We start from the raw sequence: 25392 nt of genomic DNA, 5'->3' as shown, positions 1-25392 counted from the left end.
ATTTTACCCATAAGGTATAAAAAAGTAAAATAATGGTGCTTAATTGTAGTGAAATTAAGCACCCATTCATCTTTATCGTAAAATAACGTCTTTTTCGTCTAAAAGTTGAGCTTTTTCGCCTACTATATCAGCAACATCAAGTTCGTTAATGTAACCTAAACCGATTTCTTGCTGAGCACTTGTTAGTGGCACATAAGGAAGACGGAACACAGGATTTACCGCGCCTGTCATCATCAGCGCCGTATTAATCGCGATTGGGTTAGGTTCGCAGAATAGCCAGCCCATAAGTGGCTGCAGTTTTGCATTAAGTGCATCATTTTGCTCATCCATTAACTGACGGAATAAGCCTGGAATAATGTTAGATGTAACCGAAATAACACCGTGAGCATTATGAATGTGCCGTGCATCATGTGCTTCATCGTCATTACCAGACCAACAAGCAATACCTTGCTGTTCATAATGAGCAATACGCTCATTGCCACCGCACTCTTTTACACCGATAAAGTTTTCGTGCTTAGCGAGTGGCTCAATGATATCTGGTGTTAAATCTTGGCCTGTACGACCTGCTACGTTGTAGATAAACGCAGGACCAATATCAAGTAAACGGTTAAAGTGCTCTTTCACACCCGCCAGTGACGTGCGCCCGTAATAAGGGTTGATTTGTAGCGCGGCATCCATACCGGTGGCAAAACCATACTGGGTTGCTTTAATCGCTTCACGCGTGTTGTTGCTACCTGTATTACCAACAATTAATAAACGATCAGAGAATTTACTAACACTGTGTGCAATTAGCATTAAGTGTTCTTCCCAATTCATTAATTGGCCTTCACCTGTAGTACCACCGACGATGATGCCATCAACACCAGCTGCAATTTGCTGCTCAACAAGGTCGTCATAACATGCAAGATCAATGTCACCATTAGTTAAATACGGTGTTTTTATAGCGGTGATCAAACTTGCTTGTTTAATTGTTTCTAGGTTGCGCATAACTTTTTTAATGTTTGGAAAATTTGCGCTAGTTGTATCATAAACACAGGCATTTTCCGAGTAATGAGCTGCAATAAATAAAAATACTTGAGAAAAAATCAAAGTTAAGCCAAAATCAAGCACTGTATAAATTAACAGTATTTATTGTGAGTATTTGATAATGCAACTTTCTAAATTTTTGGCAACCTACTTTTATACTACCGAAGAGCTGTGCCATACCCTATCAATTGATGAGGAAACGCTATCGGCATGGCAACAAAGTAGTTTATTTCCAAAACCGAGTTACTGTTTGCAGAGTCAATTAGAATGCAGTTCGTATTCGGGCATTTATCAATGCGAAGAATATCAAGACTATTACCCTCGTGGCGCCGCTAGTTGGGGGCAATTAATTATCAAACATGACATAACCTCATCCTGCCAAGCGTTTAATTATTTTGCTCAGCAATATTCGAATCAACTTAGTAAGCTTGCCGAGCAAGGCTTTGCTATCAATGAAGAATTATTTGGCAGTGAAATTGACGAGCACTTACAGCAAGTTTGGCAACAGTTTTTATGCAGTAAATACGGTGTGCTCACACAAAATGGCTTAGTTGAAGAAGCCGTTCAGCTAGATGTGGCCAAGTTATTGATTGATGATATTACTGAAATGCGCACTAAAACAGGTTTAAACATGGATGAACGTCAAAGCTTGCATAAGGCACTAAAACTAATAAATCGCGCGTTAAGCCATGGTACGGGCAACGAAGGTAAAAATACCTTACGCCATCGTTATATTGATGACGTAGTGGCAAAGTACGACTTGTCTGTAAAATAGTTAATTTTAAATTACTGATGGTTGATAGAGCAACTAATGACCAGCTGCTCTAGGTATAATTTAAGATTGATCATTAACTTAATAAGAAATGTCGCAGTACTTTTGGTTTAAAACTTAGCGCTAACACACACAAGCTAGCGCTAAATGTTATGGTTGCAAACCAATACACAAACCCAAGTGCGGTTCCCCAAATAAATAAAGCAAAAATGATTGCAGCAAGCATAAACCCCGCACCAAATGCAGCCACTAAATAACGAGTAATTCTATTTGGCCGCCTTTTAAAAAAAACGAGAGTATAGTTTTTTGTGATTGTAAAGCTTAAATAAACAATACCTAAAGTTACCAAAATAAACTCTAACAAAATTAACATACCTGCTCCTTTCTACCCACAGTAATAGCTGATATAAGAAGTAATACTGCTGTAACTAACATTGAGATATCAAACCCTAACATCAGCCAATCTTGATTGAAGAAACTAACCAAAAGATTATGATCGGTTGTTAATGCATTTATTAGCGGAATAAGCATGTAAGAGAATGCGGCGACATACAAAAGTTTTGGCCATAAACTCGCCCTTTTGTAAAACAGACTGAATAATAAACAGCTCGCTAAAGCGATAAACAAGCTATGCATTTCCCATTCAGCACGATCAACAAAGCCTACTGGGAGTAAGCGGTTGCTTATAAAATAGCATGCCACACCAACTGGCAACCCGACTATAAAACCTGCATTTAATCGCGACAGTAAAGGAAGGGTATCCGTATCCTTAGATTGCTTTTTCTTTAACCAAATAATGGCACCTGAAGCGACCATTCCAGCACCAAATAAGCCGGAAATAAAATACAACCAGCGTAAATAAGGCCCTGCAAATAACCCTTCATGTAAATGTTCAAGAATATCATATACTTTTGCTGCAGCGCCTGCTTTTCCTTGCTGAAGGGTCATTTCAATATACCTTTCACTTAAACTGTACGTAACTAGTGAGGCATACTCGATACCCTTGCCTGCTTCAAACCAAACTTCATAAGTTGGTGACGCTGTATCTCTATTTGTTATTCCCAAATAGCTAATGTTTTTATTTCCAAAACGTGTTTTGGCATCGGCTAAGACGGCGCTTAATGATAAAGTTTGAGATGCAAAGTCGATACGTTGAGTATCAGTTAATTCTAGTTGTGCTAAATCATAAAATTCTCGATGCTTTGCTCTTCCTTCACCAAAGGTACTTTCAATAACAGGCGCCATAGAAACACTCATTAACAAAACTAAGCCACTGTAAGTTATCATCAAATGAAAAGGCAAAGGCAAGACGCTAAAAACATTGTGAATATCAAGCCAAGAACGTAAACCTTTGTTACTTCTAAAAGTGAAAAACTCTAGAAATATTTTTTTATGAATAATTACACCCGTAACAAGTGCTATTAACATCAACATAGTACCGACACTAGTTAATATATAGCCTGCGACTAACGGCATGTAATGCAAATTATAATGCAAGCGATATAATGTTTCGCCTCCACTTGTATTTCGAACTTCTCGTATTTCACTATTTAGGAGATCAATATTCTTTTCGTGCCATTGCCTCGGAATATTTAAGTTAGGATCTGCCAGTTGTAACCATGAAATTTCAATATACGGATCGCGTGAACTTGGGTAGCTGATGTACCATTGTGATGCTTCTTTGGCATGTTGATGTAATTCTTTTTCAGCAATGTTCAATACAATTTCATCAGCGATATCTTGATTGGTAATTGCAAGTTCAGGTTTCATCCAGCGATCTATTTCATTTTCAAAATAACCCAAACTTCCGGTAACGAAAATAAAATAAAGTAACCACGCAAATGAGAAGCCTGCCCAAGTGTGCAACCAATTCATTGATTGCCTAAATCGTCCTTTCATGTGTTACCTCCACCTTGAAAAAACAAGTTTATGCTTAAAAAGGTTCCACAAGACAGCATAATGAAAAGAGCTGCTTTTAATGAGGTTTTTACAGAAAAAACAACAATTACAGCAATGGTATAGACGATAAAACTCAGCATCATACCTGCCGCAATATCATCCACTCGACCATCGAGTACAACATCCGCAACAAACACGGCAAATAAATAAGATAGGTAGTAGCCTCCAACTAACGATAGAAGCACGCGAAAGATGACCTGCATAGCAAGTGTGTGATCAGATATTTTTTTCATTGACGGTATTTTAAAAATAAATGAAATGAGGTACTGCACTGTACTAGAAAAACACAGTGCAGCTATGTGAACTAAATAACTTCAATATGTAAATATCAAGAAATTAATTTAGAAACGATATGAAGCACTTAAACGTATATCGCGGCCTTGTTCTTTTATGCCCACCACGCTTTCGTATCCTGGGATGTGGCCGTAATCAGCGACACTACCATGACTACGATAAGATTCATCGAATAAGTTTTGAATAGATATATCTAATCGCAAACTTTCAAACGGCTCATAACTCACATAAGCATCAACCAGATCATAGCCAGGTTTATTGATCGTTTCTAACTCACTAACCCAACCAAGTTCCATCGAGCGATGAAAAACTTCAATATTATTTAAGCTTGCAACGTTCTGATAGTTAATGCCAAATTTTAAATCATCACTAATTTGATAATTAAAGTTAACATTAATTGAGTCACCAACCGCATTACCTAAACCGCCATACTCATACGCCGCAAGTTCAATACCATCCAACTCAACTACACTGTACCCTGAGTCCGTATTTGTATCGGGCCATACAAATTGAGTATTATTAAGCTCAACGTCGTTATGGTTAAAACTAATGATAATATCAAAGTTATCCGCTTGATAACCTGCTACAAGCTCAACACCTTGTGTTTCAAGATCGCCAATGTTTTCATAAAAAACACCTTCCCGACCTTTAAATTTATCGAATACCACATCATTGATAGTACTTTGATATACAGACGCTTCAAATAACCAAGTTCCATCATTATATTCTAAACCAACCTCGGCATTTTCAACCTCTTCCGGCTCCAGAGCTGGGTTAGGAGTTAATTCACCCACAGTAAATGCATCTGCGACTTGACGACCTCTGAGTGCTTGCGCATAACCCGCCGTCAGTTTAATGCTTTCATTAAACTGATAGGTGAAGCCTAGGTTACCACTAAAACCATCTTGCTTATCTGTAGAGTATTCACTTGATGAGGTAATAGGGTTGCCATTTGTGTCAGTTTCAACGACCCAAACACCATCAACTTTAATCCAGTTAGCCTCTTCACCTTTGTGGTCAAGTTCATAAGCATCATAGCGTACACCTAGGCTGAGTAATAAAGCATCTGTGAGCTGCCAATGATCTTGTAAATAAAGTCCTGTTACAGTGCCTTCTTCATCAAAAATCCCACCAAAGTCTTCATATGATTGAGAGTCAACTTCATCCACCTTTTGCTCTATACCATAAGTTATTGAGTGTGAGCCTAAGTCTGAGATGTTGCGAAAATCAAAACCTGTCGTTTTAATTGATGCATCCCATGTGTAAAGTTCTCGTTTAAATGATGATTCAGTTTGATATAACGTGGTCTCAAGATTAATTAAATCACTACGGTACCATGCATGATTGATAACAAATGTTTCACGCTCGCCCCAAGAATCAAACAAAGGATCTGTCTCTAAAGGTGCCCAGTTAGTTTGTTTTCCAAACTCACCTTCTTCTTTTCTTCTCTCATAACTAACTGTTAATGTTTGGTTTTCAGTTAGTTCAGCGTTGACCTTAACAAATCCTAAAGTTTGATCTGCCCCGGTTCCAGGAATTTCTTCTCCATCACCGTCTTCCATATCTTCACGACTAACATTTACATACGATGCCAGAACATTGACAGACTCAGTCACGCGGCCAAATAAAGAGATGCTTTCTTTGTGACCTTCATTCGAGAAGTAACTAGCTTTAAGTATACCGCCGAACTGCTCGCTTTCACTAAGCAGATCATCTGCTGATTTTGTTTTGAAACGAATTGCACCGCCAACTGCACCACTTCCCGCAGTTGCTTCACCAGCCCCAGCTTGTACTTCAACACTACGCAACAATTCAGGTTCAATAGCCACACGACCTATATGGTGAAATAATGTACTTGTCTGCGGGGCACCATCTACAGTGACATTTAACATTGAATCTTCAATGCCACGTACAAATATTTTTTGCGCGATTCCTAATGAACCACCAACGGTAACTGAAGGGGTGTGTCGAAAAATATCTTCTAAATCATTTGCCTGATAACTTTCAAGCTCTTCGGGTGTAATTGCAGAATTTGTTGTTGCACCCACTACGGTAATTTTTTCTATCTTCTTTTCGCCATCTACTTTTTCTAAGTCTTCTGCATTAGCGTAAAAGGTCGAAGCTGTAGACAAAATGATTGCGGTTAAAGTATTTAATTTAAATCGATGCTGGTTACTTATTTTGGTTTGCATGAGTGATTCTCTAGTTAACAATTAGAAGTTAATTAGAATTATTACTATTTAGAAAGGATAAAAGTAGCAATTTTACAATTGTTACATTTAGTAAATAGGAATCATTATCACTGCAGTCAGACCTAACTTTGCATTGTTCTGTAATTTGACAGATGCTCTGACACTCTCTAAATGACGTTTTGCTAAAGCAAGCCCTAAGCCAAAACTATCACCTTCAGCGATTCGCGCTTGGTCAACTCTAAAGAATGGTTCAAATACCTTTTCTAAATACTGTGATGGAATACCTGGGCCTTGATCGCATACACTTATTAAAAAATAGTTACTTTCATTTATTAATGTAACACTAACCGTTTTGCCAATTGGTGTGTAACGTAACGCATTGCGGATAATATTCTCTATCGCAGGAGCAAGTGCTCTGTGACAGGTGTTGTAAACCAATGCACTGTCTTCAGAAGTAAAAATAATATTATGTTCTGGGAATTCATATCGGGCATCATCTAGAAGTACATCTAGTAAATCAACTAAATCCACACTTTCTTGTTGAAGAATTGGCTTTTCATTATCAAGCCAAGCCAGTGTTAAGCTATCTTCAACTAGTTTACGAATGTGCTTTGACTCTCGATTTATTCGCTTTAAATATACCTCTGCATTCTCTAGTTCAAAATTAGAAACTGTAATGTCTAACCGAGTAAGCGGCGTTCGTAACTCATGAGATAAATCACCTATTAGCTGTCTTTGAGCATTGATCAATTCACCTATTCTGATAGCCATTTTATCAAAGGTTTTAGCCAAATCAGCCAGCTCATCATTACGACGACCTAAATGTTCAGCGACGCGTACTGAAAAATTTCCTCGACTAAATTCAGTTGTAGCTCTTTTAAGTTTTTGTAAAGGTGTAATGATGTGAAAATAAATTGTGAATGACAAAATAGCCAAAACCAGCATAGGTACAAGAATTTGTAAGGCAAACTTTGTTGTTGTCCAATGGCTCCCAGGACGCATACGTTCAGGCAGTTTTATTAAGAAACTCATCTCCCCATTCGAAAAGGGAAGCTCCATAACGGGGTTTTCAGCAAAATACAAATGTATTTTCCATTCGATACTTCTTCCAAAATGATAAGCCCCCACTATATGTTTATCTATTTCATCTCCCGCTATATGCAAAGCCTTAAATCCAGCGATTGCGACATAAGTATGCTCTTGCTCTTTAAGTTTCTTAAGCCAGGACTCTAATTCTTGTAATTCTCCAGCATCATAGAAAGACTCAGCTTTAGCCGCCCATGCTTTTAATTGAGCACGATCTTGCTCGGCAATAAAACTCATACTCTCTTCAGTTTTTAGGGTGAAAATATGGATCAGATAAAAAAAAGACACTAGTCCTGTGGCTAAGATTAAGCATAGCTTCCATAACAAACGCCTTTTCATTTGAAACAATAACCTTTGCCATGAACCGTTTGTAAACGTTCACCATTCCAATTTGCAAGGGTCAACTTTCTTCTTACACGACTTAGATGCATATCAAGGCTTCGATCATAAGCGCCGTACTTTTTATTCAAAACTGATTCATATAACGATGATTTGCAAATTACTTTGTTTTTGTTAGCAACAAGCTCCCAAAGTAACTTAAATTGAATGGGTGTAAACTCAATAGATTGTGAATTTACTTGAATCGATTGCGTTGCTGCATTTAAATACAAGCCATCGACTGTAATTTCAAACTGATTTGTAATCTGCGTATTACTTTGACTTCGCCTGAGCAGGCTTTCAATACGCAATAATAACTCTTTAGTGTTAAAAGGTTTAGCCACGTAATCGTCGGCACCATGACTTAAACCGACTATTCGTTCTTCTTCTGCACCTTTTGCTGACACCATGATTACCGGTACTTGAGATGATTTTCTCAGCAACTTAAGCAAGCTAACACCATCTAATTTTGGTAGCATTTTATCTAACAATACCAAATGATGCTGCTGCTTTAACGCAAGTTGTAAACCAACCTCACCATCAAAACATTGTTCAACACAATAACCTGATTTTGTTAATAAATCTTTTAAATAACTACTCAGTGTAGTGTCATCTTCTATCAGTAAAACGTTAATTTCAGCCACAAGGTAAAAACAAATAAGAATTAATTGTATTTACAATGATAAAGTCTGCCCCTATAAAAGGCAATAAAGGAAACGTTACTTACGATTAATCTAAATGCTCGTACTGACCTCGATACACTTCAAAAGTTTTTACGACAGTGTGTTGCTCTTTACTTAGATTATCAAACCAGGTATCGAAACGCTCATCATCATCTTGTTCACTTAACGCTAAATACTGGGCCAATAATTCAATAATATCGTTGTGAGTACACGACAAGGTGTCTACATGATTAGCTAAAACAGAATGGTCTTTATCGCGAAGCGTGTTCATTACATTTTGATCTAGTTCTTCACGGCTAGTTTTATCATTCACTTCCATATCCCTCTTAAAAATAAGCACGCATACCTAGTTATAACAGCCTTATCGACAATATCCAGCTTTTTAAATCTAACTGCTTATTGATTGTTCAGCTTGTACAAATTTAAGACAATGTGATATAAATAAGAATCATTTTTATCTTGATCTAAATAGTCAACCACCCTATAATCGCTACATTATCACATAACAAAAAGGTGCATTATGAAGCCAAATATCCACCCTGATTACCAGCAAGTCGCTTTTCATGATACAGCGGCAGACAGCTACTTTATTATTGGTTCGACAATCAAAACTACACGTACGATCGAACTTAAAGGCAAAACTTATCCTTATGTACCAATTGACGTATCAAGCGATTCGCACCCGTTCTATACCGGTAAACAAAAAGCCGTTGCGAGCGATGGCCGTGTTGCAGCGTTTAATCGTCGTTTTAAAAACTTAGCGAGCAAATAGTTGCTTTAAGGAAAGAACATGAAAGTATTAAGTTCATTAAAAAGCGCTAAGAACCGCCCGGGCTGCCAAATCGTAAAACGTAAAGGTCGTGTCTATGTTATTAATAAAGACAACCCGCGTTTTAAAGCAGTTCAAGGTAAAAAGAGAAAGCGTTAAAAAAGGTGCCTCGGCACCTTTTTTTTAAATTAAAGTAAATCTAACTCAATAGCTTAGTTGCCAAATAACAACTCCCAAAAGCCTGGCGGCTCATGGAGCTCATGGTATTTTTTACGTAACTCATCAATAGATTTAAGCGGCGCTTTTGCAGCTTCAAGGCCACGAGTCGTTGCAAGTTGCTTCGCTTGCTTTGCTTGATTTATGACTTTATCAAGCCCTTCTAGAGACGCTGTTTTATGCTGTTTAAAATCAGCTGTTTTAGCTGTCTCTAACAACACAATAAACTCATCAATAGCGGCATTAAAGGTAGCTAAATCAGTAGCCCGTACGGAGTTTTTATAAGCAAGCCCCATATTTTTCATATTGGCCTCAAGATCAATATCAGAGGCTACACTCACACTCGAAAAAAACAAAAAAATAACAAGAATTAATCTCATAAAATACTCATGCAAAAAACCATGCGATCATTATAAACCGAAACATGCCACTGGCATAATTCAAAAACAAAACCCAATTTAAACTACAATATTACTATAAAATAAAATGCATCAATTGATAACAATTATCATTGATCATTAACTAATTATAAATAGCACCAACATGAACAAAAAACCACACTATATTATAAGTCATTGTAATAAATAAGTTTATTTAAACTACAAAATGCTACGAAGTTTTTATTTGCATAAAACAGGAACAATGATAAAGTCTTCATTGTTAACATTTATTAACTACCGTTAACACACCCATTCAGGGATAAAACAATAAAGTAACAGGTGAAACAATGATAAAAAATAATTATTTAGGTGCTAGCATTAAGCTTGCTCTATGCTCATCGGCCCTCGCCATTTCTAGCCAATCTTTAGCTGCTGAAGAAGAAGGCGCAAAATCTATCGACCGTATCGAGGTAACAGGTTCACGTATTTTACGTGAAGGTGCTATTGCCCCCGCTCCAGTAACTGTTATCAGTGGTGAAGACTTAGTTAACACCGGCGCAGTAAATATCGGTGAGGCACTAAATAAGTTACCGGCCCTTGGTAATACTTACTCATTATCAAACTCAGGTCGTTTTATCGGTACTGCCGGTCTTAACATTCTTGATTTACGTAACATGGGTACTGATCGTACATTAGTACTAGTTAATGGTAAGCGCCATGTTTCTAGCTCAGCAGGCTCTCAATCAGTTGATACCAATACTATTCCAAGTGTTTGGGTTGAGCGTGTTGAGATCATCACAGGTGGTGCATCAGCTGTATACGGTGCCGACGCTGTAACAGGTGTAGTTAACTTCATTCTTAAAAAGAATATCGAAGGCTTAAGTGTTAGTGTTACCAAAGGAGCCTCTGAATTAAGTGACTATAAAAATGAAAAAGCAACGTTTTCATATGGTACAAACTTCGATAATGACCGTGGTAATGTTGCCTTTGCTGTTGAGTATTCAGGCCAAAATACATTAAATGCGCTTGATCACCCGTGGACTGATGGCTCTTTCTTTAGCTTGCGTAACCCAGCTCAAAACGAAGAAAACAAAGACGATCCAAACTTCCCTGATAAAATCTACACACCAAATGCAGGCTATTATGCGATTAATAACGCTGGTGTTTTTGCAACAAGCAATGGCTATGTTAACTCATTCAACCCTGATGGCAGCCTTCGTGATATTTATATAGGTGACCGAGTAGATGGCCTAGCATGTGCTGACTGTGACTCATTTAACCTTGCACAGTTCAATGAAATTCAACCAGAATTTGAGCGTTACAACGTAAACTTTAAAGTTAACTATGATGTTGCTGAAGACATGAATGCGTATTTCGAAGCAAAATATGTTAACAGCGAAGGTGAAAGTATTGGTCAACCGGCATTTTTCTTCTTTAACCCTAATAACAGCATCAAAATTGATAACGCTTACCTAGATCCAACTGTAAAAGCAGTAATGGAAGAAGAAGGTGTTAGCTCAATCATGGTTAACCGTATGATGACAGATTTAGGTCGTCGTATCGAAAACAATACGCGTGAAACAACCCGTTTTGTTGCTGGTTTAAGAGGCACTGTATTCAATGACTGGGAATTAGATGCATCAATTGTGCATGGTCAAACTGAATTAGAGCGTATAAATGGCGCCAACATGATCATGGCAAACTACTACAATGCTCTTGACGCTGTTGAAGATGATGAAGGAAATGTTGTTTGTCGTAGTGAAGAAGCACGCGCTGAAGGTTGTGTACCGGTAAACATTATGGGCTTTGGCGCACCAAGCCAAGAAGCAATTAATTACATTAACACAGTATCGACAGGTACTTCTGAGATTACTCAAACAGTAGTCACAGCATCACTTGCAAACTCAGCGATTTATGAACTACCAGCAGGTTATATTGGTTTTGCTGCCGGTGTTGAATACCGTAAAGAAGAAAGTGAAACTAAAGAGCCAGATAATGCAGTTGGTACGTTCTTTAACGCGCTTGGCGAAGATAAAGGTGATTTTGATGTAAACGAGATTTACTTTGAAGCATCAATCCCACTATTAGCTGACTTGCCTCTTGTGCAAGACCTAGTACTAGATACAGCGGTACGTTATGCTGACTACAGCACAATCGGCGATGCAACAAGCTGGAAGGTAGGTTTAGATTGGACTGTTAACGATCAATTACGTGTTCGTGCAACACAATCTGAAGCCCTACGTGCTCCAAACATTGGAGAAATCTTCGGTGCACCTAGCCAAACATTCTATAACGTTGATGACCCTTGTTTAGCTGATAATCTAGATGATTTACAAAACTCAGAAGTTCGCCGTGCTAACTGTGCAGCATTAGGTGTTCCAGTAGGTTTTGAATCAGATTACGATTCGCAAACACTTGAAGGTCTAGTTAGTGGTAACCGAGACGTTAAGGGTGAAGAGTCAACAAGTACAACAATTGGTTTGGTTTATCAGCCGTCATTTTTAGAAAACTCAGTTGTTACAATTGACTACTGGAAAATTGAACTAGAAGATGCTATCTCGACGATTGCTTCTCAAGAAATTCTTGATCGTTGTGTTGACGCTGAAGGCGGTATCAATAACCAATACTGTAATCTAATTACACGTGATAGCACATCAAGTGAAATTACCTTAATTCAAAACTCGGTATTAAACGTTTCTGGTCAAGAAGCATCGGGTGTTGATTTTGAGCTAGGATATGACTTTGACGCGCTAGATGGCGACTTCTCAACACGTTTAATTGGTACATACCTTATTGAACGCAAAGACTTCCCATTCCAAGACCAACCTGAAGATTACATCGAATATGCTGGTACAACGGGTGAGGCAAAATGGCAAGCTAACTTAACTATCTCTTACAAGCGTGATGGTTTCTTTGCAACGTTTGATACACGTTACCTAGATGAAGTAAGCCTTTATACAGACCAAGAGCTAGAAGATAACCCAAATCCAAATAGCTTAATGAAGTTTGGTAGCTATGTTATTTCTGATGCGACAGTAGGTTATAACTTCGAAAGCGGCTTTGGTGTTAAAGTTGGTGTTGATAACATCTTCAACAGAGAGCTTCCATTCGGTACAAGAGGTACAGGTTCTGGTAGTGCAAGTTACGACAACATCGGTCGTTTTGGCTACTTAAGACTATCTTACGATTTCTAATCGTTAATAGATTTGATTCTCTTGGGGCTGTACATTCGTGCAGCCCTTTTTTGTATGAGCCCTCAAAGCCTACTCCAATCATTTACTTTAAAGCAAACGATTCGCGCTATACTTAACCATACCAACCTTTTAACCTAATCAGATTATGCTAAGAACAGTATTTTTCATTATTTGCCTATTTTACTTACCAAGTGTTTTTGCCAAACAAAGTATTATTTTTATAAACCCTGGCTATGAAAATACGAATGTCACAGGCCCATTTTGGTTTGAAGTGTCGCAGTTGATGCGTGATGCTGCCAAAGACTTTGATCTCGATTTAACGATTCATTATGCCAATCGAAATCATATTGATATGAAGTCATTAGTAGCTAAGGCGATTAAAGCAAAGCCTGATATGCTGATTTTAGTTGACGAAAAAAGCGTGCTAACCCAACAACTTTTAAGCTTAAATAGCACCTCTACACCTATTTATTTTCTACTTAACCGCCCATCAGAATTAGAACTAAAACGTTTGATTGATCATGGCATTAAAATCGCAGGTAGTGTGGAACCCGACAACAAACAAGCAGGGCAATTACTCGCAGATAAACTGATTGAAAAAGCTCAGTACGCGGCCAATTTTCTCGCTATAAATGGTGATTACACCACCCATGCAGCACTTGATAGAGAAGAAGGTTTAAATCAAAGTGTTCAAACGCATGAGAATGCTAATATCACCGCAAAAACGGTTGCCAACTGGTCAGCAACACAAGCGTATCGCCATAGTCTTGGCTACTTTAGCCATCAATCAAACATGAATATTGTCTGGGCTGCCAACGATGCTATGGCATTAGGAGCAATTACTGCGCTTGATGAGTTAAACAAACGCAAAGATGTATTAGTTGGAGCAATAAATTGGCCGCTCAGAGCCGTAGCAGAGAAGATAGACGTCACTATCGGCGGCCATGTTACGTTGGGGGCGTTTGCTTTGGTAAATATTTATGATTTATTGAATAAACACGAAACCGCACCTATGCATCATGAAGTGGCAATTTTCAGCCAACATAACGAACAAACACTCAAGCTTGTTGAACAAATTCACAGTGATAACTTAGCAATTAACTTTCGCGTTTTCAGTAAAGCAAATGAAAATCCCCTTCCCTTCAGTGTTGAATCACTTCTGTTAGAAGCAACCAAAAGCGCACTGTAAAGGGCGTTTACATTACTTATTACTGAGCCATACAGCTTGATATGGCGTTAGCGACATTGTTTTTGTCTGCTCGGTAATTTGCTCACCGCTAATTAAATCTCGCCATTGCTCGGTACCAATCAAATTTAAGTCGGCAAGCGTAAGCGTTTGTTGCTCGTCACTAATGTTATAAACACAAAACATACTTTGCGAACGATTGATGCTTTGTCGCCAAAAACCAAAGAGCCCTTCGCTTAAATGTAACGTATATTGCGTCGCATTAGGGTGAAATGCACTTTGCGCCTTTCGAATAGCCATTAGGTTTTTCATCGCTTTAAACACAGTACGATGATGGGCATTTTCGTTACTTAACTTTGCTAGTAAATCTGACTCTTGCCAGCGGTGACGATTAATCGCTCGGTTATGTTGGCTGTTTTCAAAGCGTTCATAATCATTGGTAGTACCGAGTAAGCTATGAATATACAAACCTGGTATACCTTCAAGCGCAAACATAATGGCATGCGCACATAAAAATCGTGTAACACCCCATTTATCTGGGCCTTTATGGGTACCTTGCAATGCATCAAATAAGGCAATATTTAACTCATAAGGGGTATTAGTGCCATCTGGGGCGGTACGTAATGAGACTTTACCGCCATATTTCGCAGTCGTATTCACCATTTCGGCAATTTCACTTTGCTCCAACAAGCCTTCAACGGGGCGCAAGCCAATACCATCGTGTGAAGCTATAAAGTTAAAGTATGCCGTCCCTTCTTGAGGAGGTGGCATACTCATCATCCAGTGCTTTAATGCGGTGCTGTCACCACTGAGTAAAGTGTGTAATAACAGCGGTGGCAGTGAAAAGTTGTAAATACAGTGCGCTTCGTTGGCATTACCAAAGTACGATAGGTTTTCGCGGTTCGGGATATTAGTTTCAGTGATAATAATCACATTAGGCTCAAAATGCTCAATAAGGGTGCGAAGCAGCCTGATCACTTCGTGAGTTTCAGGTAAGTTAATGCAGCGGGTATTGAGTTTTTTCCATAAAAAAGCCACCGCATCAAGGCGAAATATACGCACACCGTTATCTAAATAATGACGAATAATGCTGACAAATTCATTAAGCACATCTGGGTTAGCAAAATCAAAATCAACTTGGTCGTGACTAAAGGTACACCACACATGCTGCAAACCATCTTTAGTTTCTACCGCTTGTAAAAGTGGCGATGTTCGCGGGCGTACAACTTGTACAAGGTCGTCACTTGGGCTTGCCGTTTTAAAATACCCTTTTCCCGGCACTTTGCCCTGAATAAAGTTTTCAAACCAAACGCTGCGGCTAGAGCAATGGTTGATCACCAAATCTGCCATCAACCTAACATCCGCTGAAATATCGCGGATATGTTGCCAACTACCTAACGCTTCATTCACTTGCACATAATTCATTACCGCGAAGCCTTCATCTGAGCTGTATGGGTAAAACGGCAAGATGTGCAGTGCATTAAGTTCAGGTAAACATTGGTTTTTTACAAAGCGATGTAAGGTATGCAAAGGTGGCTCTTCGGGCTTGGCAACGGCTTCATCCGTATTAGCATGACGAATAATCGAATCACCGTAGGCGATTAAAATCATATCTTGCTCATCCCAACGGTTTTTATGCGGCGTTGGGTCTCGAACAGGATCATCACCTAACATGGTACTAATTAGTCTGTCTGCGAGTTGTTCAAGCGTTGTTGATAGCTCAACCTCGCTGTAGATGCAGGTTAAATGCTGAATAACCCTTTGTTGCAAAAGCTCTAAAGTCACGTGCCTTCCCCGTTAAATATATTCTTTGTTATCAAGCTCTACGGCTTCTTCTAAACGAGCAAACACCTCCGGCATTGCCGAAGCTACTCGGTTCCAACTCGGCACAAAGGGTGCTTCCATTGGGTTTTCTAAAAAGTGCTGACCCGCATTCATAATATTTTGAGCAAACATTTCAACGGCTTTTTCTTCGTGGTGAATATCAAGTGTTAAGCCATTCATTAACGCATCGTTGTGATAGGTTTCAATAAAATCGAGTGCAATTCGGTAATAGGTTGCCTTTAATGAACGAATCGTTTCTGTCGTAAAGGTAACGCCTTGGGTAGCGAGCTTTCTGAATAAAGCTTTGGTGATATCAATCGACATTTTCGACAAGCCCGCCGCTTGGTTTTCTAGCGATAAATCTTGGTGTTTATGATCATAGTTATCAGCAATATCGACCTGACATAAACGGTTATGCGAGTAATTGCGATACATCTCTGATAACACGCCAATTTCTAAGCCCCAGTCACTTGGAATACGAATATCGTTGAGTACATCACGGCGGAATGAAAACTCACCCGCTAGCGGGTAACGAAACGAATCCATATATTCTAAGTAATCGTTGCTGCCTAAAATGGTTTTAAATGAACGCAATAACGGCGTTACCAGCAATCGTGACACGCGACCATTAATTTTGCCCTCAGCGGTGCGCGGGTAAAACCCTTTACAAAATTCATAGTTAAAACGAGGGTGAGCAACGGGGTAAATTAAACGTGCTAATAGCGCTCTGTCGTAAGTCAAAATATCACAGTCATGCAGTGCAATTGACTCTACTTTTGAGGTTGCCAGCTTATAACCCATGCAATACCAAACATTACGGCCCTTACCTAGCTCTCGTGGCGCAACGCCCAATTTTTGTAGTTCTTTATCTAGCGCTTGTAAACGCGGGCCATCATTCCAAAGTACCTTATGAGGCTGATCAAGCTCCGCAAAAAACTGCAGTGCAAGACGGTATTGGCTTTCATCAGCGCGATCTAGACCAATGGTAATTTGCGATAAATAAGGCACATGTTTCAGCTCTGCAATTATATTTTGCAAAGCGGGCCCCTCTAGTTCACTGTAAAGCGAGGGTAAAATTAGGCCCATTGGGCGTTGTTTTGAAAAGCTCAGTAACTCTTGTTCTAGTTCTTCTACTGGGCGGTCAGCAATATTGTGTAAGGTCGTGATAATGCCATTTTGATAAAAATCAGCCATGAGATTGCTCCTGTTTTGCTGCAAAACGCGCTTTGATGATAGTTAACGCAGAAACTTCTTGAACCCAACCTGCAGGGGCGGGCTTTTCGCTGAGCTGCCATGCTTTTTGTAATATTTGTGATTGTACTTGGCTGCCAGGGTTATTGATTAAAATAGCGGTGTCGGCCGCTTTTAGCATGGCTACATCGTTTTGACTGTCGCCAAGCGCTATCACAGTAAATGGATTGCGGTAGGCTTTTTTGAACTGATTTAACAGCCACTTTTGTGCAAGTCCTTTATTGTTACCTTTGGTTAAATGGATAAAACGGCCGCCAACAAGCACTTCGTAGCCTGCTTGGCTCATTGCATCTATCAAACCTTGCTTTTCTTCATTGCTGCCAGAGAAACAAACCGGATCTGAATATTGACGCTTTAAAGCCAGTTCACTTTTATCGACGGGTAGTCCTGTTAACTGGGCTATTTCTTGTGCACTAAATTGACTAAATAAGCGTACACAATGGCTAAATTGACTGGCATATTGTTTAAGGTCGTCATGCAATTTATCGGTACTTTGCGTCATGGCAAAGCGCCAATAACCTTTATATTCATCACAGCCAATTGGCTTTACTTTAAAATGGTCTTTCGGGATATAAACAGCCGCACCATTTTCCACAATAAAGGGTTGGTGATGATCCAAACCTTTTTGAATATCAGTAACTTCAGCAAAGGTTTTGCTGGTATTAAAAACCACATTGACACCGGTATCATTCAACTTTGCCAAAAATGGTTTGATCACTTCACATTCGTAACTGTCGTGATCGAGCAATGTGCCGTCTAAATCAGTAAAAATAATTGGTTGAGCAATCTGGTCTGCGAGAAGTTCCATCTTGGTGATATCACGCTCAGTATCAAGCAATAATAACGCATCAACGCTGTGCGCAAGCGTGGCTAAGTTTTCCCGCGTAATACGTTCAAAATGAGAGATAAAACGCTTTAAACTCACTTCGTCAAACGTGCCCTGCCCCTGGCCTTTTTTGGCAATTAGTTTATGCTCTTGTTCCAAGCGCCACGCATACACATCTTCAAATGAAGGCGCTTTTAACATAATGGTGTAATCGGCCATTGCGAATACATGTTGATATTCATTCGCTAAGCAACTATTTACGCAGCGGCGCCAAATACCGTCAGCATCTTCTAGTTGCTCTAATTCATTTACCGGAGTTTGCAGTTGATAAGGCTGTTGGGGCGTACTGGCTACACACCAGCCTTCAAAAAACACGATATCAATCGGCTTTTGGTTACTAGGCCACTGCTCTTTTGGCACCGGATCATCAGTTAGCTTATCAAATTGAGGTAATGGCACATCCACTTTACCAGCCAACAAAGCTGATAAGGTTTGCTCCATTAATTGCGTATCATGCGTACCCGGTACACCACGACTCGCAAACAAAGGATGAACATCTTTAGCAAGCTCGTTGCGTGCATCACGACTTAAATAAAAGTCATCGATTGATAATGACACGCCATTAAATTCGGTATTGCTATTAACCCAAGTCACTAAGAAGTCAGCGAGGGTCGTTTTACCTGAGCCTTGGCAGCCGTTAATCGCCACCAGCATAGGTTGGCCGGTCATTTTTGCGCTTAAGATATCGTGCGCGAGGGGTATAAAAAACTGCTCACTTAAGTATTGATACTTGAGTGGTAACTGATGCTTCGCTAAAAACGGGGTAATATCCACAACATTTGCCTCTTGCATAATCGCTCCTACCAGTATGACATAGAGATAAATGCAGTTAGTAGACCAGTTTTATAATTCCTTAAATTTTAGTTAGTTACAAAAAAAGCGCATATTAAATGCGCTTTTTTGGTGCAATATTCAAGCTGTTTTTAAGTTCTAATCAGCTTGTTGCACTGCTTTGGGGAGAACAGCATTTAAGATAATCCCCAAAATTGCGCATAAGCTTACACCTTGCAAACTAAACTCATCACCACCGATATGCATGCCGCCAATACCAAACACTAAAATCAGTGCGATGATAGTCAAGTTGCGAGGCGCGGTAAGATCTTCACCTGATTTTACTAAGGTATTTAAACCAACAACGGCGATAGAGCCAAATAGTAAAATCATGATGCCGCCCATCACAGGAACCGGAATCGTTTGTAAACCCGCGCCCATTTTTGCCACAAACGCCAGCACAATAGCGATGATAGCGGTCCAAAGCATCACGCGAGGGTTGAAGTTACGCGTAAGCATTACCGCCCCCGTTACCTCAGAGTACGTTGTATTAGGTGGACCACCAAAAACCGATGCCGCAGAGGTTGCTAAGCCATCTCCCAGTAAAGTGCGATGTAAACCTGGTTTCTTTAAATAGTCTTTACCTGTTACTTGGCTAATAGCCATCATGTCGCCAATATGTTCAATTGCTGGCGCAATGGCCACGGGCACCATAAATAAAATAGCCTGCCATTTAAACTCAGGATAAGTAAATGCAGGTACCGCAAACCAGTTTGCTTCGGTGACCGCATTAAATTCGACAATACCTATAAATAACGAAGCAAGGTAACCTGCTACCACACCAGCAAGAATAGGAATAAGTTTAAATACACCTTTGCCCCATACCGCAAAAATCAGCGTAACTAGTAATGATAAACCAGACACCCAAATTGCTTGCTCATAAGGAACTAATTGTGCACTGCCATCCCCTGCTTTACCCATTGCCATATTCACAGCGACGGGAGCTAATGCTAAACCAATGACCATGATCACAGGGCCAACAACCACAGGCGGTAACACCTTGTGCAGTGCATTCACGCCTTTAAATTTTACAATCAAGCTAAGCGCAACATAACAAAAGCCTGCCACCATCAAACCGCCCATAGTTGCGGGAATGCCCCACATTTGTACCGAGGCGATAATAGGTGCGATGAAAGCAAAAGACGATGCTAAAAAGATAGGAACTTGGCCTTTGGTAACCACATGAAACAACAAAGTTCCTAAACCTGCGGTAAATAAAGCCACATTAGGATCAAGGCCTGTCAGTAGCGGCACAAGTACCAAGGCGCCAAATGCAACAAACAGCATTTGCGCGCCAGTTAGAATGGTTTTTAACGAAAATGTTTGATGATTTTCCACGTGAGCGCCTTACACTGTGCCAAAAATCTTGTCACCGGCATCTCCTAAGCCTGGAATGATGTATCCTTTTTCGTTTAAGTGACTATCTAAAGATGCTGTGAAAATTTCAACATCAGGGTGGGCTGCAAGGGTTTTTTCTACGCCCTCTGGCGCTGCAACTAATACAATCACTTTAATATCTTTACAGCCAGCTTTTTTAAGCATATCGATAGTTGCAATCATTGAACCACCGGTTGCCAGCATTGGGTCAATAACGAGGCTTAAGCGCTCATCAATTTTACCCACGAGTTTTTCAAAGTAAGGAACTGGCTCAAGTGTTTCTTCGTTACGCTGAAGACCAACAACACTTACTTTTGCCGCAGGTAATAACTGCATTACACCATCCATCATACCAAGGCCGGCACGAAGAATAGGCACAACAGTAATTTTTTTACCTTTGATATGCTCTACATCTAATGTTGAACCATCCCATCCAGTGATTTGTACGCTTTCTAATGGTAGGTTTTTTGTTGCTTCGTAAGTAAGCAAGGTACCTACTTCAGACGCTAGCTCACGGAAACTTTTAGTACTAATACCTTCTGCGCGCATAAGGCCAAGTTTGTGTTGAACTAACGGATGAGTAATTACATGGATAGACATAAGTAGAACCTAAATGAAATAAATTACGCCTATTTTAGCGTAAATTAATGAGCTCTACTGCAAAAAATGCACAACATTTGCATTAATTCTTTTAAATGACTTAATTTTATTCAATAAAAAGCAAACATACCTGTATAACTTCTTCAACCCGATAGTATTTTCTCCATAACCCAACTTGTATGAAGTGCGCTCTCACCAGTTGATGGGTGAGGTTGCTGAGCATGAAAATAGTTCGCCATGTTTTCAACATGATATTGTTGAATATGCGCAGGATTATCAATTTCGAACTGTTGTTTGCCCCGTGCATTGTTTAGCACAATCGGCTTTTCGTCAAAAACACTAAAGCTAAGCTCGCCTTCACTGCCAAAAATCATCACATCATCAAAACGATTAGATGAAGCAAAGTTCCAGCTCCCAGTGCCGGTAACACCAGATTGATGCTGCCAGTGCGCGGTAATAGCATCGAACGCAGAATATAAGCCTTGTTGATTAGCACATAAACCATGCACCTTATTAAAATCACCTAAAAGGTAAGCAAGTAAATCAAGACCATGGCTGGCTAAATCGTCGAAGTAACCTCCTCGTGCCACGTTTTGATCTGTGCGCCAGTTGTATTCACCCGACAAATCAAGAGCGTTAGGAGCTTTACTTAAATGCCAACTTACATGACGAGGCTTACCAATGGCACCTTGCTCAAGTAATTGTTTAACGTGATTAAAGCGTGGTAATGAACGGCGATAATAAGACACAAATAGCGGCTGTTTAGCCTCTTTAAATGCTGTAACAATGTCAAGGCTATCTTGATAACTTGGCGCCAGTGGCTTTTCGATACAACACGGTTTACCCGCCGCAGCAACCTCAAGAGCAAACGCTTTATGGCTATCTGGCGGCGTGGCAATATACACGGCATCAACACTGTTATCGTTAATGAGTTCGCTCGGCGATGCGAACACCTTTGCAACATTGTGGCGTTTAGCATAATCATGGGCTTTTTCTAAGTCGCGGCGTGTTACCCCAATAAGTTCAATACCTTCTGCTTGCTGATAAGCAGGGCCGCTTTTTACTTCGGTTACAGCACCACAGCCGATAATGGCAAATCGCATTGGCTTATTCATTGCTAATCCTTTATTTTTAAGTACGTTACAAATTGCTGCTGCATGTAGCCGTTTATTTTTGCATGAGCAGGGCTCCAACCTGCTAAAAAGCGATAAAAATCGCTCCATGCGTAACACCAAAGCGCTCGCCAACTGCTAACAACATGCGCTGGGTTTACATTTGGTTGATAACGTTTTAGTGCCTGTGTGAGGGTGTCAAAATAGCGATTTAAATAGTCATCTGCAACTGATTTTAATGCCGTATCATTTAAGCAACTGCCTAAAAAATACATGACATCAATCACCCCAACACCCCTGCCTACATATTGAAAATCATAGCCAAGAACATGCTGGTTTTGTGGCGCAATAGCAAAATTGGCAAGCTTAGCATCACCATGAATTAATGTTTGGTAAGGTGACTCATTCAACGCAGTATCAATAGCGTGTGCCTGCGCTTTTAAGCTTAAATCGCTCATACGCTTTAGCTCATCGGGCCGTGTTGCTAAATGCCAATAACTACCTCGCGGCCAAAGGCCATCGGCAGAGCTTGCTAAATGAAAAGCATGAAAGTGTGCAAGCCAGTTTATAATTGCTTCAATGTCGCGGTGTGTAGCACTTGCTTGCTGGTAGCCAAGTGCACTGAAATCACTAAATAACAGCGCTTGCTTACTGCCCTCTTGGATTGCCTCAATACAATGAATAGCCGCAGCTTCATGGGGCAATTGCTTAGCGTAATGCCGATACCAATTAAATTCGACTAAGTAAGATTGCCGCTTTCTGGCAAGCGCAAAATCACTTTGTTTTATACGACTATGATTGATCTGACTTGGCACTTCAATCGCTTTAATTACCCTAGCAGCACCATTCATTTGGCAACGAATAATCTCACCGCAACCACTCCATACTGATGCCGCTTGCTGTAGCTCTGTAATGTTTGAAAAGTGAGAAGTAACAAATTGCCTAAGATCCATAACGCTCTGTAATTTATATAAACCGATGGCAATGGTAGGTGATATTGGCTATTGGTACAACGACCTATAAGCAATAAAAAACCCGTGCTAAGCACGGGTTTTCGAAGATAAAGTCCTAATACTGCTCAGGACTTGCATTGTTGAATTACTCGTTTACCACACTTTTAAGTGGGTTTACTGGCTTTGCATTGTCATCCAGTAAGTTCATATCAAAATCGAACTCATCAACACGAATCGCTTTTTCACGTTTCTTGTTGTAATCAATCAGTTTTGCATACTCTTCTTCGTTGATAACACTTGCAACAAGTGCATTATCAAGCGTTTCTGCAAAACGAACACCCGGCTTAATAGTTTTAGCACGCAGTGCTTTTTTAACTTTTGCAAGTAAATCAAGGCACGCCATTTTCGCTTTGTACGCTTGCTCATTGATGTAATGACCATCACCTTCAATTGGATTAACCAAGTGAGTGATTTGCGCTTTAAATGCCGTATCCATTTGCGCTTGAGTCGCAAGTTCACGGATTAAATCATCACTGATCTTAGGCATTTTCATTGAGTAGTTCATCGTAATGAAACGCATAAATTTACGAGTACCACTTGCAGGGAAGTTATCTAAGAACTTATGCAATGCTTCTTCAGCGCTTTGTAGTGCAAAGCGAGTCGCATAGTGGAAGTAAGGCGCAGCTTGCTCACGTTCACTGCTTGCTACTTTTTGCTCGTAGTATTTAATTGATGCCATCGCCGCATACAAGAAGCTCATTACGTCGCCTAAACGTGCAGATAACATTTCTGCTTGCTTAAGTTTGCCGCCCAGTACCAATAACGAGAAGTCAGCGTAAACGGCAAGTTTTGCAGATAGTTTGTGCGCTGCTTTTTCGTAAGCACGTACTTCTGGTAGTGACGATTTAGCACCGGCAGTAAATGGTAATACACCTAAACGGAAAGCTCGCAAGCTGTTAGCTACGCTGTAACCTACTGTTTTACGTAAGATGCTGTTGAATTCTTTATCTGCATTTTTGTCTTCGCTATGGATAGACTCAACCATAGATTGAAGGTAAGGGTGACAACGCATTACACCTTGGCCAAAAATCATTAGGTTACGAGTAAGAATGTTTGCACCTTCAACCGTGATTGCGATTGGTTGTGCAACATATCCACTTGCTAATGTATTTTGCGGGCCATTTTGAATTGCTTTACCTGCTTGAATATCCATTGCTGAATCAAGCACGTTACGACCAATTTCTGTCATGTGGTATTTCGCAATCGCAGTGACGACAGATGGTTTTAAGCCCATGCCTAAACCTTCTGTTGTTAATACACGCATTGCTTCTTGAAGATAAGTTTTACCTGCGATATCAGCAAGCTTCTCTTGAATACCTTCGAATTGACCAATCGCCAGACCAAACTGCTCGCGTACTGCTGCGTACTCAGAAGCACCTTTAAATGCTACCTGTGATGAACTAACACCTAGTGCCGGTAAAGAGATACCACGGCCTGCACCTAAACAGCTAACCAGCATCTGCCAGCCACGGCCGATGTTCTTTTGACCACCAATGATGAAGTCCATTGGTACAAATACTTTTTCACCGCGAGTCGTACCGTTGTAAAAACGGATACCCATAGGATCATGACGATTACCAAGTTCAACACCAGGGTGATCTTTAGGAATTAGCGCACAGGTAATACCGAGGTTTTCTTTGCCACCGAGTAAACCATCAGGGTCAACTACTTTAAATGCTAAACCTAATACTGTCGCAATTGGCGCAAGTGTGATGTAGCGTTTGTCCCAGGTAATTTCTAAACCTAGCACTTCTTCGCCATTAAACTGACCACGTTTAACAACACCGATATCTGGAATACCACCCGCATCTGAACCCGCTTCTGGGCTAGTTAGTGCGAAACATGGAATATCACGACCATTTGCAAGACGCGGTAAGTAGTGATCTTGTTGCTCTTTAGTACCAAAGTGAAGTAATAGCTCACCTGGGCCTAATGAGTTAGGAACCATCACGGTTACCGCAACCGCAGAACTCTTAGTCGCGATAGTCGCAACGATTGTTGAGTTTGCATAAGGGCTAAATTCTAAACCGCCGAATGATTTAGGAATGATAAGCGAGAAAAAGCGCTCTTTTTTCAAGAAATCAAGAATGTAGTCAGGAAGATGAACACCATTTTGAATTTCAGAATCATCAATCATTGATAATAATTCTTTCACAGGGCCATCTAAGAATGCTTGCTCTTCAGCGCTCAGCTTAGCTGCTGGCACGTCACGAAGTGCATCGAAATCAGGTTTACCTTGGTAGATTGAACCTTCTAACCAAACATCACCCGCATCTAACGCTTCTTGTTCTGTAATTGAAATACTAGGTAATACTTTTTTTAATTTTGTACGTAAGCTCATAATAAACTCATCCGACCAGATA

General features: G+C 40.1%; 22 protein-coding genes. 5 read left to right on the top strand and 17 right to left on the bottom strand.

Annotated elements, in window-relative coordinates; translation table 11 throughout:
* Positions 1-72: 72 nt before the first annotated feature.
* A complete protein-coding gene (dapA, locus tag BIZ38_RS07635; protein ID WP_187490015.1) occupies positions 73-987 on the bottom strand; it encodes a 4-hydroxy-tetrahydrodipicolinate synthase in 915 nt (304 codons plus the stop codon).
* Positions 988-1147: 160 nt separating this feature from the next.
* Here dapA and BIZ38_RS07630 point away from each other — a divergent pair, with 160 nt between their 5' ends.
* A complete protein-coding gene (locus tag BIZ38_RS07630) occupies positions 1148-1801 on the top strand; it encodes a DUF6058 family natural product biosynthesis protein (RefSeq protein ID WP_138616485.1) in 654 nt (217 codons plus the stop codon).
* Between the two features lie 73 nt (positions 1802-1874).
* Here the strand turns inward: BIZ38_RS07630 and BIZ38_RS07625 are convergent, their stop codons facing one another.
* The 7 genes from BIZ38_RS07625 to BIZ38_RS07595 all read right to left on the bottom strand — a co-directional run bounded on the left by BIZ38_RS07625 (position 1875) and on the right by BIZ38_RS07595 (position 8661).
* Complete coding sequence (locus BIZ38_RS07625) at positions 1875-2171, bottom strand: DUF3325 domain-containing protein (protein WP_187490014.1); 297 nt, start codon at positions 2169-2171, stop codon at positions 1875-1877.
* Positions 2165-3697, bottom strand: coding sequence for a PepSY-associated TM helix domain-containing protein (locus BIZ38_RS07620; protein WP_262387575.1), 1533 nt, complete (start codon positions 3695-3697; stop codon positions 2165-2167). The genes BIZ38_RS07625 and BIZ38_RS07620 overlap by 7 nt, the downstream gene beginning before the upstream one ends.
* Positions 3694-3990 (bottom strand): hypothetical protein, encoded by a 297-nt coding sequence (locus BIZ38_RS07615; protein WP_166340778.1) that lies wholly within the window; start codon positions 3988-3990, stop codon positions 3694-3696. Before BIZ38_RS07615 ends, BIZ38_RS07620 begins: the two co-directional genes overlap by 4 nt.
* Before the next feature lie 108 nt (positions 3991-4098).
* Positions 4099-6243: a TonB-dependent receptor gene (locus tag BIZ38_RS07610; protein ID WP_166340777.1), complete on the bottom strand. Its 2145-nt coding sequence runs from the start codon at positions 6241-6243 to the stop codon at positions 4099-4101.
* Between the two features lie 87 nt (positions 6244-6330).
* A complete protein-coding gene (locus tag BIZ38_RS07605) occupies positions 6331-7566 on the bottom strand; it encodes a sensor histidine kinase (RefSeq protein ID WP_235377273.1) in 1236 nt (411 codons plus the stop codon).
* Between the two features lie 98 nt (positions 7567-7664).
* Complete coding sequence (locus BIZ38_RS07600) at positions 7665-8351, bottom strand: response regulator transcription factor (RefSeq protein ID WP_166340775.1); 687 nt, start codon at positions 8349-8351, stop codon at positions 7665-7667.
* An 85-nt stretch (positions 8352-8436) separates the two neighbouring features.
* Entirely contained in the window at positions 8437-8661 is a 225-nt protein-coding gene (locus BIZ38_RS07595) for a hypothetical protein (protein ID WP_410445870.1), read from the bottom strand.
* A 249-nt stretch (positions 8662-8910) separates the two neighbouring features.
* Here BIZ38_RS07595 and BIZ38_RS07590 point away from each other — a divergent pair, with 249 nt between their 5' ends.
* Positions 8911-9162 carry a type B 50S ribosomal protein L31 gene (locus BIZ38_RS07590; RefSeq protein WP_054554560.1) on the top strand — a complete coding sequence of 84 codons (252 nt, stop codon included), beginning with the start codon at positions 8911-8913 and terminating at the stop codon, positions 9160-9162.
* Positions 9163-9180: 18 nt separating this feature from the next.
* Positions 9181-9318, top strand: a complete 138-nt coding sequence (gene ykgO / locus BIZ38_RS07585) for a type B 50S ribosomal protein L36 (protein ID WP_187490012.1) — start codon at positions 9181-9183, stop codon at positions 9316-9318.
* Positions 9319-9371: 53 nt separating this feature from the next.
* On the opposite strand, the gene BIZ38_RS07580 is transcribed toward ykgO, so the two are convergent.
* Entirely contained in the window at positions 9372-9755 is a 384-nt protein-coding gene (locus BIZ38_RS07580; protein ID WP_138616481.1) for a cytochrome b562, read from the bottom strand.
* A gap of 347 nt (positions 9756-10102) precedes the next feature.
* Here BIZ38_RS07580 and BIZ38_RS07575 point away from each other — a divergent pair, with 347 nt between their 5' ends.
* The gene (locus BIZ38_RS07575; protein ID WP_187490011.1) at positions 10103-12949 is read left to right on the top strand and encodes a TonB-dependent receptor domain-containing protein; all 2847 of its coding nucleotides are present in this window, start codon (positions 10103-10105) and stop codon (positions 12947-12949) included.
* A 145-nt stretch (positions 12950-13094) separates the two neighbouring features.
* Positions 13095-14138: an ABC transporter substrate-binding protein gene (locus BIZ38_RS07570; protein WP_187490010.1), complete on the top strand. Its 1044-nt coding sequence runs from the start codon at positions 13095-13097 to the stop codon at positions 14136-14138.
* Positions 14139-14150: 12 nt separating this feature from the next.
* Here BIZ38_RS07570 and BIZ38_RS07565 read toward each other — a convergent pair whose 3' ends face one another.
* The 8 genes from BIZ38_RS07565 to BIZ38_RS07530 form a co-directional block, all read right to left on the bottom strand.
* Entirely contained in the window at positions 14151-15920 is a 1770-nt protein-coding gene (locus BIZ38_RS07565) for an alpha-amylase family glycosyl hydrolase (RefSeq protein WP_187490009.1), read from the bottom strand.
* A 12-nt stretch (positions 15921-15932) separates the two neighbouring features.
* Positions 15933-17153 (bottom strand): hypothetical protein, encoded by a 1221-nt coding sequence (locus BIZ38_RS07560; protein WP_054554565.1) that lies wholly within the window; start codon positions 17151-17153, stop codon positions 15933-15935.
* Positions 17146-18888: an HAD-IIB family hydrolase gene (locus BIZ38_RS07555; RefSeq protein ID WP_187490008.1), complete on the bottom strand. Its 1743-nt coding sequence runs from the start codon at positions 18886-18888 to the stop codon at positions 17146-17148. The genes BIZ38_RS07560 and BIZ38_RS07555 overlap by 8 nt, the downstream gene beginning before the upstream one ends.
* A gap of 138 nt (positions 18889-19026) precedes the next feature.
* Positions 19027-20265 (bottom strand): uracil-xanthine permease family protein, encoded by a 1239-nt coding sequence (locus BIZ38_RS07550; RefSeq protein ID WP_062565731.1) that lies wholly within the window; start codon positions 20263-20265, stop codon positions 19027-19029.
* Between the two features lie 9 nt (positions 20266-20274).
* Entirely contained in the window at positions 20275-20904 is a 630-nt protein-coding gene (gene upp / locus BIZ38_RS07545; RefSeq protein WP_054554568.1) for a uracil phosphoribosyltransferase, read from the bottom strand.
* Positions 20905-21047: 143 nt separating this feature from the next.
* Positions 21048-22019: a Gfo/Idh/MocA family protein gene (locus tag BIZ38_RS07540; protein ID WP_187490007.1), complete on the bottom strand. Its 972-nt coding sequence runs from the start codon at positions 22017-22019 to the stop codon at positions 21048-21050.
* Between the two features lie 2 nt (positions 22020-22021).
* On the bottom strand, positions 22022-22969 hold the full coding sequence (locus BIZ38_RS07535) for an aminoglycoside phosphotransferase family protein (RefSeq protein ID WP_187490006.1): 948 nt from the start codon (positions 22967-22969) through the stop codon (positions 22022-22024).
* 145 nt (positions 22970-23114) lie between these two features.
* Positions 23115-25370 (bottom strand): acyl-CoA dehydrogenase, encoded by a 2256-nt coding sequence (locus tag BIZ38_RS07530; protein WP_187490005.1) that lies wholly within the window; start codon positions 25368-25370, stop codon positions 23115-23117.
* Positions 25371-25392 lie beyond the last annotated feature (22 nt).

The organism is Pseudoalteromonas sp. BZK2, assembly GCF_014349195.1.
In the GTDB taxonomy this organism is placed as follows: Bacteria; Pseudomonadota; Gammaproteobacteria; order Enterobacterales; family Alteromonadaceae; genus Pseudoalteromonas; species Pseudoalteromonas simplex.
The sequence above is the reverse complement of the archived record's forward strand: the minus strand, read 5'-3'. Positions and strand labels throughout refer to the sequence as shown.